The sequence below is a fragment of the Actinopolymorpha pittospori genome, from assembly GCF_014873875.1.
Taxonomy (GTDB): domain Bacteria; phylum Actinomycetota; class Actinomycetes; order Propionibacteriales; family Actinopolymorphaceae; genus Actinopolymorpha; species Actinopolymorpha pittospori.
On the sequence record NZ_JADBEM010000001.1, the window covers coordinates 6,701,926 to 6,722,323 of the forward strand.

The window sequence follows — 20,398 nt, forward strand, 5'->3', positions numbered from 1 at the left end:
TCACTGCCTCGACACCTGTCCGGCGTCGGCCGCCATTTGCTCGCCCTGTTCGGGCCAGCCGGCGCCCGCGGCGGCGAAGCGCCGCGCCTGCAGGCTGAACATCCGCGCGTATGCGCCGTTCGCGGCCATGAGCTGGCCGTGTGTGCCGTCCTCGACGATGCGGCCCCGTCCGATGGTGTCCTGGCCGATCACGATGATGCGGTCAGCATGGCGAACGCTGGAGAGTCGATGGCTCACAAGCAGCGTGGTCATTCCGGCGGTCACCTCGAGGAAGCGATCGAACAGAGCCGCTTCGGCGCGCACGTCGAGCGCGGCTGTGGGTTCGTCGAGCACGATGATCCCGGCCCCGCCAGCGACGGCAGCGAGCGCACGGGCCAGGGCGACCCGCTGCCACTGGCCTCCGGACAGGTCGGTGCCACCGGTGAACTCCGGTGACAGGATGGTGTCCCAGCCGTTCTCGAGACGCTCCAGGAGTTCTGAGCCACCCGCGTCCTCCAGCGCCTTGGCCAGGGCCGAGTCGTCGACCTGAGGCGCCGACGAGATGAGCCCGACATTCCAGCGCAGCGACGACTTGTAGCGGACAAAGTCCTGGAAGATGACGCCGATCCGGCGCCGTACGGAGTCATCGGCGGCGGGATCGCCGCCGTCGATCCTGACGGTCCCGGAGTCCGGTGCGTACAGGCCACACAGCAGTTTGATCAGCGTCGACTTGCCCACCCCGTTCTCGCCTACGACGGCCAGTGCCTGGCCGGCCGGGACTGTCAACGACAGTCGCGTGAACGTTGGCTTCTCCTGCGCCGGGTAGGTGAACGTCACATCGCGAAGCTCGATGTCCGCGGCAGTTGACCGGATCCCCGGTTCAGGTGATGACGCCTGTGTTGGCGTCTCGTCGAATGGATCCGGCAGCTCCCTCAGCCCCAGCTGGGTTCGTAACCGGACCAGCTCCCACGTCGCGGCGGTCGACCGGCCGAGCGCCATCTGCTCGTCGCCCAGCGGACCGAAGGCCTCCAACGCGAGGATCGCCTGCACCAGCGTGACGATCGCCGCGAGCGACACCACGCCAGCCGAGGCATCGAGAGCGAGCAGAGCCAGCACCAGTCCGTTGGCGGCGAGCATCCCGGCCTCCGCCATCATCACCATCCCCAGTCCACGGTGGCGATTGCGCCAGACGAGACTCATCGCGTGTCTCCACGTGGTGGAGTACCGCTCCAGCAGCCAGCCTGCCAGGCCGAACAGGCGGACCTCTTTCGCCGGTCCGGCACCGGTCAGCAGTCCACGCAGGTAGGCCGCGCGGCGACGCTCGTCCCCGGAGACGTCGAGGATGTCGTCGTGTTGCCTGCTCACCCACCAGCTGAACACCCGGGACAACAGGACGTAGGAACTGGCAACGACCAAGGGTGCCCACCAACGCCACGTCATCAGTACGAGGAGCGATCCCAGCCCGGTGAGCCGAGTACGGACGATCGACCAGGTGAGCTCGATTCCGGCGGTGAAGTCCCATTCGCGGGTAGCGCTGATCACCGCATCGAGCCGACCGGCGAAGTCCGGGTCCTCCAGGTGCGCCACACCGTGCGGCGCGGTCCCGGCGTCCATCGCCATGTCATGGACTGTACGGAGGTAGCGGGCGGAGATCGCTTGGGCCAGCGCCGCCGTCGCCGACGTCAGGATCGGGGAGGCGACGAGGGCGGCGGCGGTGAGCAGCAGCCAGAACCACACCGTTTCGGTGGCGGCCGGCGACGCCTCTTTCGCGATCGCCTGGTGCAAGGCTCCAACCAACTGGCCGGTCGCCAGGACGCCGCCGGTCGCGACTGCGGCCGAGCCGGCGGCCAATGCCAAGGCCGTTGACGAGTGGGCTGGAGCGGACGCCCACAGCACCCTGCCGTAGAGAGCCGTACGACGAAACGACGTGACCAGCAGAGATGAGCCTGGAACGTCCACGCGCGAAAGCTAGCAGTGGCTGAGGATCATGAGCCAGCGCTTTTGACTTCCCCTTGCACTGTCCGGCTCAGTGCCGTCGACGCCGGTACGGGGTTCCATCGGTTGCAGCAGGGCTCAGCTGAGCGGCGGTGGGGCGGCGTCGACCGGACGATCAACGACGCACCGAAGTTCGATCTCCTCCCGATCGCGACCGAGGGCCGCCCGGTCACCACCACTGGCGGCATCCGCATAGAGGCACCCAACCGGCTCGACGACCTCGACCGTGCCGGGATCGTGGTCATCCCCAGTTGGCGTGACGCACACGAACGCCCTCCGCAGGACGTCCTTGACGCGATCGTCGCGGCGCACCACGACGGCGCGCTGATCGTCAGCCTGTGCATGGGCGCGTTCGTCCTCTGAGCCACCGGGCTCGTCGACGGCCGGCGGGTGTCGACGAACTGGTTCTGCGCGCGGGTGCTGGCGGAGCTGTATCCGCAGGTCGAGGTTGACGCGTCCGTGCTGTACGTCGACAACGGAGACGTCGTCGCCAGCGCGGGAACCTCTGCCGGCATCGACGCCTGCCTGCACGTCGTACGAAGGATCTGGGGCGCGCGGGCCGCGACGGCGATCGCACGGCGCATGGTGGTCCCTCCACTGCGAAGCGGTGGACAGGCACAGTACATCGCGCAACCAGTGCCCGACGGGAACGAGGACCCCGACCTGGCGGACGTGATGGGCTACGTCCTCGAGAACCTCGGCAGCCGGCTCGACGTGGGCCAGCTGGCCCGGCACGCGCACCTCACCCGCCGCACCTTCGACCGAGGCTTCCGCGACGCCACCGGTAGTTCGCCGATGCGATGGGTGCTGGGCCAACGGATCCTTCAGGCACAACGGCTGTTGGAGGACACCGACCTTTCGGTCGACGCCGTTGCCAGCCAGGTCGGGCTGTCCACGGGAGTGACGCTACGCCCGCACTTCCGCCGGCTTGTGGGCGTCAGTCCGCAGCGGTACCGCGAGGCGTTTCGCCTCACCGAAGCCGAGGCCCGATAGCGATCGGTGGAGGCTCACGCGCGTATCTGACGATGAGCCCGTCGAGCCCGTCGCCCCGCTAGCCGAACTGGCTGACGCTCGTCGTCGACCGCTGCGCCTTCCGGTCACGGAGGGCGGTGAGCGCGATGATCAGCAGCCCCATGACCGCGACGACCGCGTTACCCGTCGTCAGCAGGATCGCCTGTCCCACGTTCGCGTTCTGCATGTTCTCCAGGTGGTAGAAGAAGTGCGGGATGGAGAACATCGAGTACGCGACAGCCGCCGGGAAGACGAAATGGGCCAAGGGTTTGACCAACGCGATCCCGAGGACCACCGCGATTCCCAGCATCACCTCGCCGTAGTCGCGCGCGTAGTGCTCGCTGAAGGGCGGCGTCAGATCGACCGTGGGGAAGTACAGGTAGAAGGTCTCCGGAGACAACGCGTTCCATGCTCCGACGACGGCGGCCTCGACGAAGAGGATGGCCAGAAGGATGCGAACGGTGATGGTCACGGTGTACTCCTTGGTGCCGCTGGGAGATCCTCACACCTAAGCCTCAATCCGTGGACTCGCTGGGTTGATGGTTTTGGTTGTGGGTGGGTCGCGGTTGGTGGTGGGTGGGCAAGGCGGGCCTGCTGGTCTGCCCAGCTTTCCTTTGGTCTCCGGTCGGGCCTTGGCGGCGGGTGGCTAGTTTCAGGCGACGCGTGGCGGGCCGGTTGCGGGCCTGAATACGTTGTGCCACAGGGTTTTCCAGTGTTGGGCCCAGGGCCAGTGCTCGGGTAGGTGCATGACTCTCCGGCGCCCGGGGCGGGCGATCCTGGCGGGGACGGTGACGATGTGGCGGCGCAGGGTCGCGCCGCGGGCGGCGGCGTGGCGGGGGCTGGTGAGGGTGCCGGCGGCGCGGAGCAGGTTGTGGGTGATGGCTGCGCAGATCGCCCAGGCGCTGTTGGCGGCGAACCGGCCTGAGGGCAGATGAGCCAAGGGTCCGTCGATCAGGTCGGCGAACACGGTTTCGATGATCGCGTGCCGGCGGTGGGTGATGTCAGCCTGCGCGGTGGGTTCGGTGTTGTTGGTGAAGAACGGGTGGTGACGCCATACCGGGAACAGCTCCTCCTCGCGGGCGCGGTCCCGGACCCTGCGCACGACCAGCCGGGCGGTGACCGGGTGTTTGGTGGAGGTGAACGCGGTGAACTCCGTCTCGGCGACCTCGGCGTCGGAGATCAACTCACCGGTGTCGGGATCGGTGACCGCGCCGGGGTAGTGCACCGGGGTCCAGGCGTCGTCGGGGATGGAGGCGATCGCAGCGGTCACTGCCGGGTTCTTGGTGAGCACCACCGAGAACCGCGCCCCTGCTTTCACACACGCGGCGACCACGGCGTGGTTGCCATACGCCGAGTCGCCCCGCACCAAGATCTCCCCACTGGCGCCGGCGACACGGGCGGTGGCGATCGCTTCGGCCACCATGCTCGCCGCACCCTTGCCCGAGGCGGCCCGTCCGGCGCGGAGCCGGATCCCGGCCACCACCGGCGCGCCCTGGCTGGTGCTGATCGTGGTGGCCAGCGGTGACAGGCCCCGGCGCAGCACCTGCCGGCCGGCGATCTTGGTGTGCCCGAAGCTCGCGCCCTGCTTGGCATGCCCATAAACCGGGCGTAGGAGTGAGTCGATGTCGATGAACACCTGATCCTCGATACCGGGCAGCAGCCCGCTGGCCTGGACAAGGTTGACCAGATGCGCCCGCGCGACCGACGCCAACTGCAGCGTGTGGCCGTGGGTGAACTCCCGCAGAAACTGGCCAAGCGTCGCCGGCGCGTACACCCCGCCGAACAGCCGGCGCATCCCACCAGAGCGGATCACATCCAGATCGTCGATACAGTCCGCGCCGGCAGCCATCCCGGCAATGATCGAGGTGAGCTTGCCCGCCGGGTTGGCCGCTGCCGACCTCACCGTCGTGGTCCGGATCGCGACCCGCTCGTCCACCAGCTCCGACAGGCCCGCCCGCTCGGCCAACGCCATCACCGGCACCAGGCCCGCACACGACACCAGGTTCTGATCATCGAACACCGGCGTGGCTCGCGACCACCCGTACGGTAGTTTCACTCTCAGTGCCTTTTGGATCGGGTTGGATCAGGATCTAGACACTCCAGATTCTCCCGATCCAGAAGGCACTTTCCCTGCTACCGCGCCGAGGGCCCACTCACCCGGTCCACGGATTGAGGCTAAGGACGAGACAGCGCGGCCAGGAGTGACACCCACGCTGACCCGCGCGCTGTCACCAAACACCGGGCCGTCTCGTCCTTGTCACGGGGCCCACGGGGCTCTCCACACGCACGAGGTACGAGGGAGACGATGAGCAAGCTGCTTGTGACCGGCTCGACAGGCCAACTCGGCCGGCCCACGACGGCCGCTCTGCGAGCCGCCGGAGTCGACGTCCTCGGCCTGACCCGGTCCGGTGGCCCGGGAGCGGTCGCCCATGACCTCCGCACCCGCCGCGGCCTGGACGAGGCCATACAGGGGGTCGACACCATCGTCCACCTGGCCTCGACCAACGGCAGGCAGGACGTCGAGATGGCCAGGAATCTCACCGACAGCGCGAGACGCGCCGGGGTCGCGCACCTCGTCCTGATCTCCATCGTCGGTATCGACGAGACGCCGCTGCGGTTCTATCGGGACCGCGTTGAGATCGAGCGGATCGCCCTTGCTTCGGGAGTGCCGCTGACGATCCAGCGCGCGACGCAGTTCCACTCCCTGATCGACATGATCTTCAGCGTCCAGAAGCTACCGATGATCTTCGTCCCACGCTGGCGTGTGCAGCCGATCGCCGTCGAGGACGTGGCGAGGAGGCTCGCGGAACTCGCGGTCGGAGCCCCGCAGGGACGGGTCGACGACATCAGCGGACCGGAGCAGCACTCGATGCGAGACCTGCACACCTTCTGGAAACAGGCGACCGGCAGCAGACGCCCCGCCGTGATGGTCCACCTTCCCGGCAGGTTCTTCGCCGCGTACGACGCCGGCGCCAACCTCGTGCCCGGACCGGGCTATGGCACGAAGACGTTCGAGAGCTACCTGCAGGAGAAGTACCGATGACCCGATCCCGTACGACGCCCCCCATGGCCGGGACCTGGCCCCTTCGCCTCGCCGCCGGCGTCCTCGCGCTCGCGGGTGTGTTCTGCGTCGACGTCGCCGTCGGCGCATCGACCGGGTGGGCGCACGGAGCCGTCGAGGCCACGACCCCACGGGCGGGTGAGCGGCTCGCCTCGCCGCCGGTCGAGGTCCGGGTCGAGGTCAGCTCGGGGCTCCGTGAGGCCGGAGCTGCCGTCGTGGTCGAGGATTCGGCCGGCCGGAACTGGGCGGTGGGGCCGGCCAGCGTCGACGCCCCGACCCTGAGTCAGCGGGTCCACCCGCGAATGCCTGACGGCGACTACCAGGCGCGCTGGAACGCCGTCGCCGCCGACGGCGCACCGTTGCATGGCGTCCTCCGATTCACCGTCGGCGCCGTGCCCGGGGACTCGAATCCGTTCAACGCCGTCGTCACCGCCGACGGGGTGCGGTGGTTGCGCGGCGCCTCGTTCGCGTTCGTGGGCGTCGTCGTGGCGCTCGCCGGCTACGTCCTGGTCACGACGTATCGGTCGCCGACCTAGGACTCCGGGTGCGGCCACCCCAGCGGGCGCGGCCGAGCGTCGGGGCCGCGCCCGGCGGAATCCGAGCGTGGGGATAACGGACCGTTGGGACGGCGGAGCACTGGGTGGCTGTCCGAGACGTCCACCTAAGGGACGTGTCATCCCCAAGGACAAACCTTCGGCACCTTCGGTGGAGGCCGGCGAAGGGTCGCGGTTCGTAGCGTGCCGGTATGACGATCCTTCTCTGCGACCCCCGGGTCGGCGCGATTCCGGTCCAGGACGACGGGGAGCCGCTGGTCGAACTCCCGGCCGCGTTCGGACCAGCCGGAGCGCTGGTACGGGCGTCCCTGGCGCAGCGGCTGATGCTGGCCCGTGGCCGGCTCCCCGTCGGTGTCGGACTGCGGGTGGTCGAGGGACACCGGACGATCGAGGACCAGCGCGCGATCATCACCGCGTACGCCACCGATCTCCTCACCGCCCGTCCCGAGTTGGAAGCGGATGAGCTCCTCACGCTGACCAGCCGATACGTGGCTCCCGTACCGGTGGCGCCGCATGTCGCGGGTGCGGCCGTCGACCTCACTCTCGTGGACCACGAGGGGAGCGAGCTCGACCTGGGTACTCCGATCGACGCCACACCGGAGCAGAGCGGGGGAGCCTGCTACTTCGACGCGCCGCAGGTGACGGGCCAGGCCCGGGCACACCGTGACCTGCTGGCGACCGCCCTGACCAGCGTCGGGCTGGTCAACTACCCCACGGAGTGGTGGCACTGGAGTTACGGCGACCGCTACTGGGCGCTCAGCACCGGCGCTCCGGCCGCGCTGTACGGGCCGATCAGCGCCCACCAGGTCGCCGCATGAGCGCACTTTCGGTAGCCGTGGAGCTGCCGCGTGTCAGTGGACCGACGCTGCTGGTCGACCTTTCCGCGATCGCCGAGAACACGAGGACCTTCACCGCCCGGACCGACGCCGCGTTGATGGCCGTCGTGAAGGCGGACGGCTTCGGGCACGGCGCCGTCGACGTCGCCCGGACCGCGCTCGCGCACGGCGCCACCCAGCTCGGAGTGACCAGCATCGAGGAGGCTCTCGCGCTGCGCGAGGCGGGGCTGCGGGCCCCGGCGCTCAGCTGGCTCAACCAGGTGGACGCGGACTTCGAGTCGGCGGTATCGGCGGACGTCGACCTCGCCGTACCGAGCCACCAGCACCTCGAGGCGATCCTGCGCGGAGTCGCGGGGCGGACGCGCGCGCGGGTCCACCTCCAGCTCGACGTCGGCATGGCTCGCGACGGCGCCCCTCCGGATGAGTGGGCCCAGCTGTGTCGGGCGGCGCGCCAGGCGGAGCAGCGCGGCCTCCTCGACGTCGTCGGTGTGATGGGCCACCTCGGATGTGCCGACGACCCCACGGATCCGTCCAACGCCGCGGGTCGCAGGCGCTTCGCCTGGGGCCTGGAGACGGCACGCGCGACCGGCCTTCGACCCCGGACGCGCCACCTCGCCGCCACCTCGGCGACACTCACGGACCCGCGTACCCACCACACGATGTGCCGCGTCGGGGCCGGTCTGGTGGGCATCGACCCGTCCCGGACGGTCCGCCTGCGACCGGCGCTGACCCTCACCGCGCCGGTCGTCAGCGTGCGCCGGGTCCGGGCCGGCACCCCCGTCGGTTACGGGCACACCTGGACCGCACCCACCGCGACGAACCTCGGCCTGCTCCCGCTCGGATATGCGGACGGGCTGCCGCGCGCGGCGTCGGGTCGGGCCGAGGTCATGGTGCGCGGGCGCCGCGCGTCGATCGTGGGCCTGTTCTCGATGGACCAGATCGTGGTCGACCTCGGCGAGGACGCGGTTCCCCCCGGCGAGCCGGTGACGATCTTCGGCCCGGGGGACGCGGGCGAGCCCACCGTCGCCGAGTGGGCTGGCTGGGCCAGCACCATCGAGCACGAGATCGTCACGGGGATCGGCGCCCGGGTGCGTCGAGACGTTCGAACCGAACACACCAGCGGACTACGGAGCATGCGATGAGGACCCGAGTCGCCGTCATCGGTGGCGGACAGAACAGCGAACACGAGGTGTCCCTCGCCTCCGCGGCGGCGGTGGCCTCCGCACTCGAGGAGGCCGGGTACGACGTCGTACGGCTGCGGATCGACCGGAGCGGCGACTGGTATGGGGGAGAGGAGCGCCCGGTCGGCCTGGCCGGCGCGGTCGAGGTGCTGCGCACCTGCGACGTCACGATCCCGGTGCTGCACGGTCCGCACGGGGAGGATGGCACCCTCGCCGCGTTGTGTGAACTCGCGGGCGTCCGTTATGTCGGATCCGGCGTCCGGGCCGGCGCCCTCGCGATGGACAAGTGGGCGACCAAGCTGGTGGCCGAGGCCGTTGGTATCGCCACGGCTCCGGCCGTCCTGCTCGCCGCGGCGACCGCGCCGACCTACGCCTGGACCCGTCCGGTCGTGGTGAAGCCGGTCGCGTCCGGCTCGAGCCAGGGCGTCTCGCTGGTCCGGGAGCCGTCCGGGCTGAGCGCCGCGCTGGACGCCGCCCTCGCGTTGGACGACCGGGTGCTGGTCGAGGACGTCGTGACCGGCCGGGAGATCGACCTGGCCGTCCTCCGTCGGCCGGACGGGTCCCACCTGGTCGCTCCCGCGCTGGAGATCGTGGTGGACGGCCTTTTCGACTTCGACGCGAAGTACGGCGGCGGGGCCGACTTCCGGATCCCCGCGGAACTCGCCGACGTCGAGCGCAAGACGCTCGAGGAGGCGGCGGTCACGATGTTCGACGCGCTGGGGTGTTCCGGTGTCGCCCGGGTGGACTTCTTCTGGACCGACAAGGGTCCGGTGCTCAACGAGGTCAACACCATGCCCGGCTTCACCGAGCACTCCCAGGTGCCGAAGATGTTCGCGGCCGCAGGAACGTCGTACGCGGACCTCCTCGACCTGCTGGTCCGCGACGCGCTGACCGGGTGATGGGGCCCGGCAAGCCCAGCCGGCGCGTCGCGGGGCTGGACCTGCTGCGGGGGATCGCGGTCGGGCTGGTGCTCGCGCGGCACGCCTTGCCCACTCCGTTCGCCGGTGCGGGCGTCGTGGGTGTGGTGATGTTCTTCACCCTCTCCGGCTACCTGATCACGGGTCTGCTCGTCGACGAACTCGAACGGACCGGGCGCGTGGACCTGCGCCGCTTCTACGCCCGGCGGGTCCGCCGGCTCGTCCCGCCCCTACTGGTGCTGATGGCGGCCGTGGTCGTGGTGACGCTCGCGTTCGACCCGATCGGTGACCGGGGCGAGCTACCGAAGACGGTGCTCGTCGCGCTCACCTGGACCGGAAACCTGCCGTTCGGCCACCCGAGCGACGCGACGTTCCACCTGTGGACGCTCGCGACGGAGGAGCAGTTCTACCTGCTCTGGCCGACGGTCCTGGCCTTCGCGTTCGTCCGCCGCCGGGTCGGTGCCGCACTGGTTCTGGCGGGCGCGGCCTGTATGCTCGCCTGCGCCATGACCGTGCTGTGGCTGCGTGAGGCTCCCGACCTGGCCTACTCGCTGCCGACCTCATGGGCCGGATGCTTCGTGATCGGAGCGGCCGTCCGAACGCACGGTGATCGGCTGGCGCTCCCGCGGTGGGCGGTTCCCCTCGCCCTGGCCGGGCTGGCGGCGCTGAGCGTCGTACCGATCCGTGGTCACGCGCTCACCTATCTCGCAGGAGGACCGACCATCGCAGTACTCACCGCGGTCCTCGTGCTGGCCTGGCGTACCTGGACCGACGTGACCACACCAGCGCTGCGCGTGATGGTGTGGATCGGCACGGTCTCCTACGCCGCGTACCTGTGGAACTACCCGCTCACCATCTGGCTGCGTCCCTACGTCCCGGTCGGCAGCGGCCTGCTCGCGGCCTGCCTCACCCTGGCCGCCGCGGCGCTGAGCTGGAAGTACGTCGAACAACCCCTGGCCCGTCGATGGCAGGGGCAGCGGCTCACGACATGAGGCGTACCGACCTGCGCGGCTGGTTGCCGGACGTGGCCGTCGCCGCGGTCGTGGCGTTCTTCGGGCTCTTCGAGATCTCGGCCCTCAGGAGTTACGAAGGGCCGCGGCCACAGGCGTTCGTGACGCTTGGGATGTCGGTCGCCGCGGGTTTGTGCCGCCGCTTCCCGTCCGCGGCGCTGGCGCTCCTCTGGGCGATGTGCGGCGTGCAGTTGCTCTGGGGAATCCAGGTCATGTTCGTGCAGTTCGCCGTGGGGGTCGTGGCGTTCGGCACCGCCCGCTGGGGAAGCGCCGCGACACTCTGGCTCAGCGGCCTGTCGATCCCCGCCGCCACCATGATCGTGATCGTCGACGCCCAGGTCCTCGGCCGCTTCAACGGCCTCGGCCATCTGCTGAGCAACCCGATTCTCGTCCGTGGCGTCCGCGAGCTCGGGTTCACCTTCCCCGTCGCGGTGGCGAGTATCGGCATGCTCACCCTTGGTACGCCGTGGCTGGCCGGCCTCGCGTTCCGGTTCGGTGACCGGGCCCGGGAGTCACGGGCCTCGCAGATGGCCGCGGAGGAGGTGGCGGCCCAGGCGGTACGGGATTCGACGCAGGCACAGGAGATCGCCAGGCTTCGCGACGAGCAGACCCGACTCGCCCGCGACGTGCACGACGTGGTTGGCCACTCGCTGGCGGTGATCCTGGCCCAGGCCGAGTCGGCCCAGTACCTCGACGCCGCCGATCCGCAGGCGCTCAAGAGCACCATGGCCAACATCGCGACCGCAGCGCGTTCGTCTCTGCGGGACGTGCGACACGTCCTTTCCGACACCACGCAGCCGGCCGCCGTTCCGGGTGGCCTGGACAAGGTCGTCGACGGCGTACGCATGAGTGGCCACGAGGTCGTCAGCACCGAGGTCGGGACCCGGCGACCGCTCCCACCCGAACTCGAGGTGGTGGCGTTCCGTGTCCTGCAGGAGATGTTGACGAACGCGATCAAGCACGGTCGTCGAGACCAGCCCGTGCTGATCGAGCGGCGCTGGGAGGACGAACTGCGGATCGAGGTACGCAACGCCATCGGCGAGCCGGACGCGCTCGACGCGGCGCAGCCGATTGGCGGCCAGGGCCTGGAGGGCATGCGAAGGCGGCTCGAGTCGGTCGGTGGGCGCCTCCACGTACGACGCGAACAGGAACCACAGCGAGGACAGGGAGGGCTCGGACCGATGTTCACCGCCACGGCGTGGGTGCCGGTCCGGGCAGGAGGACGATGAACGACGACATCAGGGTGCTTCTCGTCGACGACCAGGAGCTGTTCCGCGAGGGCGTCCGCGTGATCGTGAACGCCCAGGACGGGATGACGGTCGTCGGCTCGGTCGGGGACGGGCTGGCGGCGGTCCGGCTGGTCGAGGAACTCGCCCCCGACGTGGTGCTGATGGACGTCCGCATGCCTGAGATGGACGGTGTCGAGGCGACCCGGCAGATCTTCCTGCCCGAGCTGGTGGAACGACGGGTCAAGCCGGTCCGGGTCGTGGTGCTGACGACGTTCAACCTCGACGACCGTGCCGCCACCGCGATCCGCTACGGCGCGAGCGGGTTCCTGCTCAAGGACACCACACCGGCGTTGCTGTGCGACGCGATCCGTACGGTGCACGCCGGTAACGCGGTCCTCGCACCCCAGGACCTCGCGGCCCTGCTCGACGGTCAGTACCGCTCGCGCGTTCCGTTGCCGGAGAACTACCTCGCGCTCACCGACAAGGAACGTGAGGTGTTCACCGCCGTCGCACGCGGCCTGTCCAACACCGAGATCGCCGGCCTGGTCTTCGCGAGTGAGTCGACGGTCAAGACACACGTGGGCGCGATCCTGCGCAAGCTCGCCTTGCGCGACCGGGTACAGATCGTCGTCTTCGCGCACGAACACGGCCTGGTCGAAGGTCGTTCCTGACGGCCGCTCCCGCGCCGAAGGTCGATCGCGGGTTTGTGTGGTGCCCACGCGGGCGATGTTCCTTTCACCATGGGTGTGAAGGTCAGTGTCGTCGTCCCGATCCACAACGCACGGTCCTGCCTCGACGCGTGTGTGGAGTCGGTGCTCGACCAGTCCATGCCGCCAGAGGACTACGAGGTGCTGTTCGTCGACGACGGCTCGACCGACGGGACGTCGCGGCTCCTCGACGATCTCGCCGACAGGCATCCGCGGGTACGCGTCATCCACAACGACCCGAGCGGCGGGCCCGGACGTCCACGCAACAACGGAGTCGCCGCTGCCGAAGGTGACTACGTGTACTTCCTCGACCAGGACGACCGGTTGGCTCCACCGGCCCTGGAACGGCTCGAGGCCATGGCGAGGCGATGTGACTCCGACATCGTGATCGGCAAGGTGGTCGGCCACGGTGGAAGGGGCGTTCCGAAGAGCATGTTCGCCGCCTCGCGCGAGCGGGCGGACATCCTCGCGGACAGGTTGCTCGGCTTCATGACCCCGCACAAGCTCTTCCGGACCAGCTTCCTGCGCCAGCACGACCTCCGGTTTCCCGAAGGTCCCGCGTGGCTCGAGGACCATCGCATGGTCGTCAGGGCGTACCTGCTGGCGAAGACGATCAGCGTCCTCGCCGACGACGTGTGCTGTCACTGGATCAGGCTGCCCGGCCGCGCACACCACTCCGCTCGCCGGTTCGATCCGATCGCCTACTACCAGGCGCTTCGGGAGGTCCTCGACATCGTCGACGCGCACACCGAGCCGGGCGACGAGCGCGACCAGATGTATGCGTACTGGTACCACGCCAAGATGCTGCGGCTGCTCACCGGACGGGCGTTTCTCGGCCGGCCGTTGCGCCCCAGCAGGTACCGGCACTACCGACAGATCCGTCGACTCGCCCTCGAACGCTTCTCCAGCGGGGTCGACCGGTTCCTCCCGTTGTCGATGCGGGTGAGATCGCGGCTGCTGCGCGCGGGTGCGTACGGCGACATCGCCCGACTCACGGCGGCCGAACACGGGCTCACCATCGCCGCCAGCCTCGACGCCGTGCGGTGGACGGGTGCTGGCCTGGTGGTCGAGGCGAGCGCCCACCTGGTCTACGCCGACGGAGCGCCGGTCTCGTTTCGCCGCCGCGGCGACAGGTTGTTGTGGGAACCCCCGTGCGCGCTGCGGACGAGACTGCCGGACGAGGCGTTCGACGCGACCGCACTGGTGCGGGACAGCCGGCTGGACGTCTACCTGCGATGTCGCGAGGACCAGGGAGACTACCCGCTGCCGACCACCAGTGCGCTCGTCCCGGAGGTCGGGGTTCGCGAGGCGATCGAGGGTGTCGACGGGTCCGGCACGCACCTCCGGATGCGGGCCTCCGCCCACCTGGACGTGTGGACGGCGAAGCTGGGCCGGCCACTCGACGCCGGGACCTGGGACTGCTTCGTCCGGGCCGAGACGTGCGGGTGGGGGCCCCAGCGTCGACTGGGGCGGGCCAACGGCCCGCTGGCGGACTCGAGCGCGCCTGCGGAGACCCGAACGCTGGACGGGGACGCGGTGGCTGCGGTGGCTACGGACGAGGTGGCCGTCGTCCAGCCGTACTGGACCGCGCTCGGCAACCTCAGCTTCAGGATCAGTCGGCCCTCCCGCTGACCCCATCGCGCTCCCGAAGCGGGCGGCACCGATCACCCGGCGAGCCGGCGTCCCAGTTCCCGCAACCGCTCGCTGATCTCCTCGGGTGCGTCGAGGGTGAACTCGGCACCGAGTGCCGCGATCGCCGCGACGTACTGGACCACGAGCTCCGCCGAGTCCGCGCTGAGCCGGACCACGCAGCCGTCGGGACCACGCTCCTCGATACTGCCGGGCACCGACGCGAACAGCCCGGCCAGTAGTGCCTTCGCCGAGAGCTGGACGCTGACCCAGGCGGTGTAGCGGTACGGAGCCGTCGAGAACGACCGCGTGAGGTAGGTCGCGGCGTCTGGAGCGGGCAACTCGCGCGGGGCGAAGTGGCGGTGGGTGGGGAGTATCCCCTCGATCCGGTCCACCCGGAAGATCCGCCAGTCGGCGCGGTCAGGATCGTAGGCGAGGAGGTACCAGTACCCCCGGACGGTCACCACACTGTGCGGCTCGACCCTGCGCGCACGCGTCTGCCCGCCTCGATCGCGGTAGTCGAAGGAGAGGATCTCCCGGTCCCGGCAGCACGATGCCAGGACGGCGAGGACGCTCGGGTCGACGCGCGGTGCGTCCGGATGGGGTACGGCGGCGGTGGCGGTGCTGACCGCGGCCAACCTGGGTCGCAGGCGCGCCGGCAGCACCTGCTCCAGCTTCGCCAGCGCGCGCATCGAGCTCTCCTCGATCCCGGCCACACTGCCGCTCGCCGCGGTCACCAGACCGATGGCGACCGCGACCGCCTCGTCGTCGTCGAGCAGCAGGGGTGGGAGGTTCCGGCCGGAGGTCAGCCGGTAGCCGCCGGCCGTGCCGGTGACGCCCGCCACCGGGTAGTCGAGCGCGCGGAGCCGATCGACGTCCCTGCGGATGGTCCGGTCGGTGACTCCGAGCCGCTCCGCGAGTTCGCTACCGGACCACTCGCGTCGGCTCTGCAGCATCGCCAGCAGCCGCAACAGCCGGGCGGGCATGTCCTTGCGGGCGGAGATCTCGCTCATTGCCTCAGATTGCCACGCCTTGCGGACAAGATAAGTCCGCAACGGTTCCTAGCGTGAAGGCATGAACGAAGCACGAGGTGACCTGAACGCCGCGCTCGGCCCGCTCCGTGATCGGATGCGTGGGCCGGTCTATCTGTCCGGTATGGACGAGTACGACGAGGAACGCACCGGCTTCCAACGAGTCGCGGCGCACCGGCCCGCGATGATCGTGGGAGCCGGACACGAGCAGGACGTGCGCGCCGCCGTCCGGTTCGCCGCCGCGCACGGGACCAGGGTCGCGGTCCAGGCCAGCGGGCACGGCCTCGGCCGACCCCTCGAGGGTGGTGTGCTGATCAGTACCCGTCGGATGTCCGGAGTCGACGTGGACGCGCGGCGTCGTACCGCGTGGGTCGAGGCCGGAGCGAGCTGGCAGCGGGTGATCGACGCGGCCGCACCGCACGGGCTCGCGCCGTTGTCCGGTAGCTCGCCCGGGGTGGGCGCCGTGTCCTACACCCTGGGCGGGGGAGTTGGCCTGCTGGCCCGACGCCATGGCTTCGCCTCGGACCACGTGCGCCGTCTCGACCTGGTGACCGCCGACGGACGGCACCACCGGGTGACGGCAGACGACGAACCCGACCTGTTCTGGGCGCTGCGTGGCGGGGGCGGCAACTTCGGCGTGGTCACCGGGATGGAGATCGACCTGGTGCCGGTCAGCCGGATCTACGGCGGCGGGTTGTACTTCGACGTCCGCCAGGTGCCGGAGGTGCTGGACGGCTGGCGCCGCTGGACCGCGACGGTGCCGGAGGAGATGACCTCCGCCGTGGCGATGCTGCCGTTTCCGAACCTGCCGATGGTGCCCGAGTCGCTGCGCGGCCGACACGTCGCACAGGTGCAGATCAGCTGGCTCGGCCCCGTCGAGCAGGGCCGGCTCGTGGTGGAACCGCTTCGCGCACTCGGCGGCCTCCTCCGGGAGACGTTGCGCGAGATTCCCTACACCGAGTCCGGCACGGTGTTCGACGAACCAGACCGACCGCATGCCTACCGGTCGCGGAACGCGCTGCTGCGCGACCTCGAGCCGGACGCGCTCAGCGCGCTCACGAAGCTGGCCGGACCCAGCGCCCCGGTGATGTGCGTGGTCGGACTGCGCCACCTCGGCGGCGCGCTGGCCGAGCCGCCGCCCCTCGCCAGCGCCGTCAGCCATCGAGAGGCGGCGTACTCGCTGAACGTGCTCTCACCCGTCGAACCCGGACAGGAGGAACTCGTGCGTGCCGTGCAGGACGAGGCGGTCGCGCCCTTCGCCGAAAGGACGCTCGGACGCTCACTCAACTTCAGCTACGGCCCCCTGACGCAGGACCAGGTGCGCTCGGCGTTCTCGGCCGAGGCCTATCGGCGCCTCACCGAAACCAGGGCGGTGTACGACCCGCAGGGCATGTTCCACAGCAACCACGTCATCCCGCCGGCCATCCGGACGTGAGCAGGCCGAGGTTGACGCCAGACCCGCAGCGCACGGTCGGGCCGAGGTCGACAGCAGGATGAGGTTGACAGCGGCCCGACCCGTCTTCGGGTGTCATTACGCCTTCGCCAGAGGGATGATCCTGCGGAACTTGCCGCCGGGGGACTGCTGCGGTGGCTCGGCGGCACGTTCGAGGGTGACGTCGGCGACCTTGTGCTCCGTCAACAGGTGGACGATCTCGGCGCGCACCGTCTCCCAGACGTGGTCACCGTCGGCACCATCCGCGGACCGCAGGCGTACCCGCAGCGTCGCGGGCGCGGTCTGGACGAGCTGGAACTGTGCGACGCCGGGAACCCGGTCCAGCAGCGTCCCGAACAGCATGGGCGAGATGTCGACCTGCTCGCCGTGGCTGGTGGGGAAGGCGAGTTGGTCGGCGGCGCGGCCCTGCACACGGATCGCGGGGAACGGGCTCCCGCACGGACACGGCTCGGGGCGGAGCAGGACACTGTCGCCGAGGTCGTACCGCAGGATCGGCTGGACCCGGTTGGCGAGGTTGCTCAGCAGCACCGTGTGCGACGGTTGACCGGGCGGGACAGGCCGGTGGTCGGCGTCGACGGGCTCGACCACGGCCCAGTCGCTGTTGACGTGGTACCAGTCGTACGCGCATCCCAGGCAGAGGAAGCCGCACTCGGTCGCGGCGTAGGCGGCGCGGACCTTGGCGTGGAAGGCGGTGGCGATCCGCTCCCGGGCCTGGGCGCTCAACGTCTCACCGCCGGGGATGACAACCGCCGGGCGGACGCGCAGTCGACCAGCCTCCTGCTCCCCGGCCAGCAGCGTGAGCATGCCGAGGAAGCCGGCGAGGCTGGCGGGGTTGTACCGGTTGAGTTCGGCGACCAGGTCCGGCAGCGGCTGGTGGATCGAGAAGACCCGCATCATGCGGCCGAGCCACGGGTGGTCCAGGCGAAACCGGGCCTTCGTGGCGACTGTGAAGAAGTGGCCGCCGGGCGCGGAGACGATGGCGGTACGCCCGGCACGGGCGGCCATGCGGATGAGGTCGCCGGCTCCGACCACCCCGCCGGCGCGCGATCCGAGCGCGGTGTGGACGGCGCTGTAGCGATCGTCGATGACGAAGAGGCCACGTAGACCGCTGGTGCCGGAGGTGGTGGCCACCAGGTAGCGACCCAGGAACCGCTGCCCCGCGAGACCGGGGTCCGCCACGAACGCTTCCACCTTCTCCTGGGTCACCTCCCGGTCGGTGACCCAGTCGTCGAACCGGTTCATCAACGACTTCTTGTCGGTGACCGGGAGCCGCGTGACGTCGTCGAGCTCGGCCGGCAGGTCGTCGTACAGCTCCCGGTAGTACGGCGAGTTGGTGCGCGCGTAGGCCACCAGGTCGGCCAGGTGGACGCGCTGGCGTCGCGTGATCCCCTCGGGGCCCTCGGCTGTGGCGCGTCGCGCGTCCCGGGCGAGCTGTCGGAGGCTTTCCCCCATGACGGCCTGATCCTTTCCCCACCGAGCGGATCCCGCTGGTGGCGTTGGAGGTGACTCGACTCCCCGTCCGGTGAAAACCCTTGTCATCAGGGGCTTTCGCCAGACGGTCGTACCGAGAGCAGGCCGCGCAGGGCGACGTCGAGGCCGTGCTGGGCGGCCTCCCACAGCTCGTCCTGCGACCGGCCGAGCTGGACGCTTGCCAGGCTCGCCTGCTGGATGGCGCCGAGCAGGGATCCGGTCATCGCCGCCGCGGTGATCGGGTCGAGTTGGTCGGGGAACGCCTTCACCAGCTCGCCGGCGATCCGCTGCTGCAGATCCAGCAGCAGGTACAGCCCCTTGGCCTGGAGAGCGGGCGTGGTCAGGGCGAGTCGGGCCGTCGCCGAGAGTTCCTCGGGTTTTCTGGGGGGAACCTTGGGCCGGCGGTGGGCGGCGTACTCCCGGACCATCCTCGCCAGAACCTCGCCGGGGCTCTCGTCGGGCCGGCGTTGCGCGATGGCCTCCAACAGCACGTCGAAGTCCTGCTCGTTGTCGGCGAACAGCACCTCGTCCTTGCTGCGGAAGTAGTTGAAGAAGGTCTTGGCGTCGACATCGGCCGCTGCGGCGATCTGCGCGACCGTGGTCTGCTCGTATCCCTGCTCCTCGAACAGCCTGATGGCCGCCGCGGCGATCCGCTCCCTGGTCAGCCGTTTCTTCCGGGCGCGCCGCGACTCCTCCATGCCCCCAATATGCACCTCCTAGAATTTTCTAGCAACTAGAAAAATCTAGGACGTGGCATCAACAGGCCGTGCGCACCGCGCACGGACGACGCGGGACAGCAGCGCCGGCTGCAGTGAGTCGTCGCGCGCACCCCAGCCGTGGTCGAACATGTCCCGCTGGCACAGGTCCTCGACCACGCCGAAGCCGTGTTCGGTGAGCAGTGCGGCCATCTCGTCGGGCGTGAAGAAGCTCAACCAGGGCTCACCGCGCTCGGCGGCGACGGCCGCGACGCCTTCGGCGTAGGTCTGACCGGCGGCGTCTCGCAACCGCTCCGGAACCATGTAGTCCAGGACGATCTCGGTGCCCGGCGCGAAACCGCCGACGACCGCGAGGGTCTGGGCGATGGCGGCGCGGGACAGGTACATGCTCACGCCGAGCCAACTGACGAGCGCCGGGAGGCAGGGGTCGAAACCCGCGGCGCGGAGACGTTCGTCCAGGTCCTCGGCCTCGAAGTCGACCGGTACGTAGGTGACGGTCGCGGGGATCGGGATCCGCGTGTCGGTGAGCTGCTGACGTTTCCAGTCCTGGGTCGCCGGATGGTCGACCTCGAAGGTCCGAATCCGCTCGGCGAGGTCGGATCGGTAGGCGAACGTGTCGAGGCCCGCGCCGAGGATGACGTACTGGCCCAGGCCGGCCCGCACCCCGTCCGCGAGGCGTTCCTCGGTGTAGCGGCTGCGGCAGAGCACCTGGGTGCGCGCTCCGGCGAGGATGACGTGCTCGCCGTGGGCCCGGTGATAGCCGAGAAGTCCCTCGGCCAGGTCGCCGAGCAGGGTGGAGGCAAGCGTGTCAGCGAAGAGCGGCGGGGGTCGTCGACGATCAGGTGGGCCGCGCGAGCCGCGGCAGCTGTCAAAGCAGAGTTGCTGAGAGTCGTCACGCCGGAAACCGTAACGTGAAGAAATCGCAGTATAACACATCCAAGGATTTTTTTCAAGCCTTCGATCCATGCCCTCGGACTGCCCGCGAACTGCCTGGGCGGCAGGTCGGCGGATCCGGAAGGCGGCTCCGCGGCGCGGGCATCCCGGGGGAGGGGGCAAGGGCCGGGTAGCGTCGTTTCGGACCGCCACCGGCGCCCTGAACGACCGCCCGCACGAGGACCAGCGGACAGCCGCGACGGGCTCCTTCATCGACGAGGGAAGCAATGACATCGCGACCACCACTTCCGCCGTTCTCCCTGGAAACCGCTCGCGAGAAGGTGCAGGCGGCTGAGGACGCCTGGAACACCCGGGACCCCGAACGCGTCGCTCTCGCCTACACCGAGGATTCCGTGTGGCGCAACCGAAGCGAGTTCGTGACCGGACGCCAGGAGATCGTGGCGTTTCTGACGCGGAAGTGGGAGCGCGAGCTGGACTACGCACTCCGCAAGGAGCTGTGGAGCTTCCACGAGAACCGCATCGCGGTCCGGTTCCAGTACGAGTGCCACGACAGCTCCGGCCGGTGGTGGCGAAGCTACGGCAACGAGCTGTGGGAGTTCACCAGCGAAGGACTGATGAGTCGGCGCGAGGCGAGCATCAACGACCTGGCGATCGAGGAGTCCGAACGTCGAATCCACGGCCCACGGCCATCCAATGAGCACGGCCAGCTGTTCCCGCTGCGCTGA

At 69.8% G+C, this 20,398-nt stretch carries 20 protein-coding genes; 13 read left to right on the forward strand and 7 right to left on the reverse strand.

Annotated features, from left to right (window positions below; translation table 11 throughout):
- Complete coding sequence (locus tag HEB94_RS31235; protein ID WP_192753191.1) at nucleotides 1-1,938, reverse strand: ATP-binding cassette domain-containing protein; 1,938 nt, start codon at nucleotides 1,936-1,938, stop codon at nucleotides 1-3.
- Nucleotides 1,939-2,040: 102 nt separating this feature from the next.
- On the opposite strand from HEB94_RS31235, the gene HEB94_RS31240 reads away from it, so the two are divergent.
- The gene (locus HEB94_RS31240; RefSeq protein ID WP_192753192.1) at nucleotides 2,041-2,337 is read left to right on the forward strand and encodes a hypothetical protein; all 297 of its coding nucleotides are present in this window, start codon (nucleotides 2,041-2,043) and stop codon (nucleotides 2,335-2,337) included.
- 27 nt (nucleotides 2,338-2,364) lie between these two features.
- Nucleotides 2,365-2,967, forward strand: a complete 603-nt coding sequence (locus tag HEB94_RS53780) for a helix-turn-helix domain-containing protein (RefSeq protein ID WP_192753193.1) — start codon at nucleotides 2,365-2,367, stop codon at nucleotides 2,965-2,967.
- A gap of 58 nt (nucleotides 2,968-3,025) precedes the next feature.
- Here HEB94_RS53780 and HEB94_RS31250 read toward each other — a convergent pair whose 3' ends face one another.
- On the reverse strand, nucleotides 3,026-3,457 hold the full coding sequence (locus tag HEB94_RS31250) for a hypothetical protein (RefSeq protein ID WP_192753194.1): 432 nt from the start codon (nucleotides 3,455-3,457) through the stop codon (nucleotides 3,026-3,028).
- A gap of 180 nt (nucleotides 3,458-3,637) precedes the next feature.
- Nucleotides 3,638-5,041, reverse strand: coding sequence for an IS1380 family transposase (locus tag HEB94_RS31255; RefSeq protein WP_192753195.1), 1,404 nt, complete (start codon nucleotides 5,039-5,041; stop codon nucleotides 3,638-3,640).
- Between the two features lie 249 nt (nucleotides 5,042-5,290).
- Between HEB94_RS31255 and HEB94_RS31260 the strand changes: the two genes are divergently transcribed.
- From HEB94_RS31260 to HEB94_RS31300, 9 genes are all read left to right on the forward strand, one after another.
- On the forward strand, nucleotides 5,291-6,028 hold the full coding sequence (locus HEB94_RS31260) for an SDR family oxidoreductase (RefSeq protein WP_192753196.1): 738 nt from the start codon (nucleotides 5,291-5,293) through the stop codon (nucleotides 6,026-6,028).
- Entirely contained in the window at nucleotides 6,025-6,582 is a 558-nt protein-coding gene (locus HEB94_RS31265) for a copper resistance CopC family protein (RefSeq protein WP_192753197.1), read from the forward strand. The genes HEB94_RS31260 and HEB94_RS31265 overlap by 4 nt, the downstream gene beginning before the upstream one ends.
- 209 nt (nucleotides 6,583-6,791) lie before the next feature.
- Complete coding sequence (locus tag HEB94_RS31270; protein WP_192753198.1) at nucleotides 6,792-7,418, forward strand: M15 family metallopeptidase; 627 nt, start codon at nucleotides 6,792-6,794, stop codon at nucleotides 7,416-7,418.
- Nucleotides 7,415-8,578, forward strand: coding sequence for an alanine racemase (gene alr / locus HEB94_RS31275; protein ID WP_192753199.1), 1,164 nt, complete (start codon nucleotides 7,415-7,417; stop codon nucleotides 8,576-8,578). Before HEB94_RS31270 ends, alr begins: the two co-directional genes overlap by 4 nt.
- On the forward strand, nucleotides 8,575-9,516 hold the full coding sequence (locus HEB94_RS31280; RefSeq protein ID WP_192753200.1) for a D-alanine--D-alanine ligase family protein: 942 nt from the start codon (nucleotides 8,575-8,577) through the stop codon (nucleotides 9,514-9,516). Before alr ends, HEB94_RS31280 begins: the two co-directional genes overlap by 4 nt.
- Complete coding sequence (locus HEB94_RS31285) at nucleotides 9,516-10,526, forward strand: acyltransferase family protein (protein ID WP_192756780.1); 1,011 nt, start codon at nucleotides 9,516-9,518, stop codon at nucleotides 10,524-10,526. The genes HEB94_RS31280 and HEB94_RS31285 overlap by 1 nt, the downstream gene beginning before the upstream one ends.
- Complete coding sequence (locus tag HEB94_RS31290; RefSeq protein WP_192753201.1) at nucleotides 10,523-11,773, forward strand: sensor histidine kinase; 1,251 nt, start codon at nucleotides 10,523-10,525, stop codon at nucleotides 11,771-11,773. The genes HEB94_RS31285 and HEB94_RS31290 overlap by 4 nt, the downstream gene beginning before the upstream one ends.
- On the forward strand, nucleotides 11,770-12,444 hold the full coding sequence (locus HEB94_RS31295) for a response regulator (protein ID WP_192753202.1): 675 nt from the start codon (nucleotides 11,770-11,772) through the stop codon (nucleotides 12,442-12,444). Before HEB94_RS31290 ends, HEB94_RS31295 begins: the two co-directional genes overlap by 4 nt.
- A gap of 69 nt (nucleotides 12,445-12,513) precedes the next feature.
- The gene (locus HEB94_RS31300) at nucleotides 12,514-14,112 is read left to right on the forward strand and encodes a glycosyltransferase family 2 protein (protein WP_192753203.1); all 1,599 of its coding nucleotides are present in this window, start codon (nucleotides 12,514-12,516) and stop codon (nucleotides 14,110-14,112) included.
- A gap of 32 nt (nucleotides 14,113-14,144) precedes the next feature.
- Here HEB94_RS31300 and HEB94_RS31305 read toward each other — a convergent pair whose 3' ends face one another.
- Nucleotides 14,145-15,122, reverse strand: coding sequence for a helix-turn-helix transcriptional regulator (locus HEB94_RS31305; RefSeq protein ID WP_192753204.1), 978 nt, complete (start codon nucleotides 15,120-15,122; stop codon nucleotides 14,145-14,147).
- Between the two features lie 61 nt (nucleotides 15,123-15,183).
- Between HEB94_RS31305 and HEB94_RS31310 the strand changes: the two genes are divergently transcribed.
- Nucleotides 15,184-16,575 carry an FAD-binding oxidoreductase gene (locus HEB94_RS31310; protein WP_192753205.1) on the forward strand — a complete coding sequence of 464 codons (1,392 nt, stop codon included), beginning with the start codon at nucleotides 15,184-15,186 and terminating at the stop codon, nucleotides 16,573-16,575.
- 96 nt (nucleotides 16,576-16,671) lie between these two features.
- On the opposite strand, the gene HEB94_RS31315 is transcribed toward HEB94_RS31310, so the two are convergent.
- From HEB94_RS31315 to HEB94_RS31325, 3 genes are all read right to left on the reverse strand, one after another.
- Nucleotides 16,672-18,045: a phenylacetate--CoA ligase family protein gene (locus tag HEB94_RS31315; RefSeq protein WP_192753206.1), complete on the reverse strand. Its 1,374-nt coding sequence runs from the start codon at nucleotides 18,043-18,045 to the stop codon at nucleotides 16,672-16,674.
- Nucleotides 18,046-18,131: 86 nt separating this feature from the next.
- Nucleotides 18,132-18,761, reverse strand: a complete 630-nt coding sequence (locus HEB94_RS31320; RefSeq protein ID WP_192753207.1) for a TetR/AcrR family transcriptional regulator — start codon at nucleotides 18,759-18,761, stop codon at nucleotides 18,132-18,134.
- Nucleotides 18,762-18,806: 45 nt separating this feature from the next.
- On the reverse strand, nucleotides 18,807-19,715 hold the full coding sequence (locus tag HEB94_RS31325) for a class I SAM-dependent methyltransferase (RefSeq protein WP_202896654.1): 909 nt from the start codon (nucleotides 19,713-19,715) through the stop codon (nucleotides 18,807-18,809).
- 224 nt (nucleotides 19,716-19,939) lie between these two features.
- Between HEB94_RS31325 and HEB94_RS31330 the strand changes: the two genes are divergently transcribed.
- Nucleotides 19,940-20,398 carry a nuclear transport factor 2 family protein gene (locus HEB94_RS31330; protein ID WP_192753208.1) on the forward strand — a complete coding sequence of 153 codons (459 nt, stop codon included), beginning with the start codon at nucleotides 19,940-19,942 and terminating at the stop codon, nucleotides 20,396-20,398.

Excerpts from the sequence above, each read along its gene's own strand:
- HEB94_RS31310 (WP_192753205.1), top strand. The coding sequence starts at position 15,184 with ATGAACGAAGCACGAGGTGACCTGAACGCCGCGCTCGGCCCGCTCCGT.
- HEB94_RS31280 (WP_192753200.1), top strand. The coding sequence starts at position 8,575 with ATGAGGACCCGAGTCGCCGTCATCGGTGGCGGACAGAACAGCGAACAC.
- HEB94_RS31270 (WP_192753198.1), top strand. The coding sequence starts at position 6,792 with ATGACGATCCTTCTCTGCGACCCCCGGGTCGGCGCGATTCCGGTCCAG.
- HEB94_RS31290 (WP_192753201.1), top strand. The coding sequence starts at position 10,523 with ATGAGGCGTACCGACCTGCGCGGCTGGTTGCCGGACGTGGCCGTCGCC.
- HEB94_RS31300 (WP_192753203.1), top strand. The coding sequence starts at position 12,514 with ATGGGTGTGAAGGTCAGTGTCGTCGTCCCGATCCACAACGCACGGTCC.
- HEB94_RS31265 (WP_192753197.1), top strand. The coding sequence starts at position 6,025 with ATGACCCGATCCCGTACGACGCCCCCCATGGCCGGGACCTGGCCCCTT.
- HEB94_RS31315 (WP_192753206.1), bottom strand. The coding sequence starts at position 18,045 with ATGGGGGAAAGCCTCCGACAGCTCGCCCGGGACGCGCGACGCGCCACA.
- HEB94_RS31330 (WP_192753208.1), top strand. The coding sequence starts at position 19,940 with ATGACATCGCGACCACCACTTCCGCCGTTCTCCCTGGAAACCGCTCGC.
- HEB94_RS31320 (WP_192753207.1), bottom strand. The coding sequence starts at position 18,761 with ATGGAGGAGTCGCGGCGCGCCCGGAAGAAACGGCTGACCAGGGAGCGG.
- HEB94_RS31260 (WP_192753196.1), top strand. The coding sequence starts at position 5,291 with ATGAGCAAGCTGCTTGTGACCGGCTCGACAGGCCAACTCGGCCGGCCC.
- HEB94_RS31325 (WP_202896654.1), bottom strand. The coding sequence starts at position 19,715 with ATGTGTTATACTGCGATTTCTTCACGTTACGGTTTCCGGCGTGACGAC.
- HEB94_RS31295 (WP_192753202.1), top strand. The coding sequence starts at position 11,770 with ATGAACGACGACATCAGGGTGCTTCTCGTCGACGACCAGGAGCTGTTC.
- HEB94_RS31305 (WP_192753204.1), bottom strand. The coding sequence starts at position 15,122 with ATGAGCGAGATCTCCGCCCGCAAGGACATGCCCGCCCGGCTGTTGCGG.
- HEB94_RS31285 (WP_192756780.1), top strand. The coding sequence starts at position 9,516 with ATGGGGCCCGGCAAGCCCAGCCGGCGCGTCGCGGGGCTGGACCTGCTG.
- alr (WP_192753199.1), top strand. The coding sequence starts at position 7,415 with ATGAGCGCACTTTCGGTAGCCGTGGAGCTGCCGCGTGTCAGTGGACCG.